Genomic DNA, 1050 nt, shown 5'->3' with positions numbered 1-1050 from the left:
TGAAAAAGGTTCTCAATTTTTCAATTGAGAACCTTTTTCTATATAATATAATTTTTAATAAGTTTTATTTGCCAATGCAGAAGGTGATTATCTCACTGTTTATAATGTTTAGTAGTGTATCAGATGTGTATGTAACTCGTAAAAGCTCACAAACAATATTTTAACTATAAAATATCTTTACTCAATAGTGGACTATATCTCTACTATTGTGTATTTTTAAGCTCTTTAAAATTTAAAATCAATTCATTTGACACCCTTGTGTATCAGATGTGATGGTGGATAATTTTAACATATTTTATCATTAACAAAATATGACAAAATCAACTTTTAACTTAGATTATCAAATAAAAATATTTTCTAATTGTTCTGATAAATTAATAAAATATATTAAAACGAGGAATGGAAACCAACGTTTTAAATGTAAAAATTGTCAGAAAAAAGGGTGAAATGTATAGTTACAACGCTTACCTTACTACCATAAATCATATTGTTCAGCTAACAAAAGAAGGTTTGGGTATAAGAAGTACAGCTTGATATTTAAATATCTCAACAACCACACTACTTAAACGAATTATGAAAATCGCTTCAAAAATAGTTCCATCCAAAATAACTGAAGTGTAAGTTTTTAAAACAAATGAGACATTTGATTTATCTACAAACTTTTAAAAATAAAATAAACTTTCAAATATTTTAAAGATATGGTAGTCAATGGCGGTATTTGGCTGTCTAATCGATACAGAAAGTACAAAAGTCTTTATTGATCAATAGTGTAGGGGATTGTGGTGTAGTTTTGGTGTACCAAAATTTATTATAAGTTTAACATTTTATAGTAAAATATCCATACTTATTTTATAAATATATTTAGATTTACTAATTAAATAATAATATGAAATATATAACTTTAATTTTTATACTTTTCATAACTGTAGTAGGTGTACAATTCAATTCAGAATATTATATCAATCACTCGAATGATACAATAAAGGGAGAAGTAATAGGAAATAATTCTAAAGTTGTTTACTTCTTAGTGAATGATGAAAAAATAAAACT

The organism is Empedobacter sp. UBA6745, assembly GCF_002453775.1.
GTDB lineage: Bacteria > Bacteroidota > Bacteroidia > Flavobacteriales > Weeksellaceae > Empedobacter > Empedobacter falsenii_C.
This window is presented reverse-complemented; position numbering follows the sequence as displayed.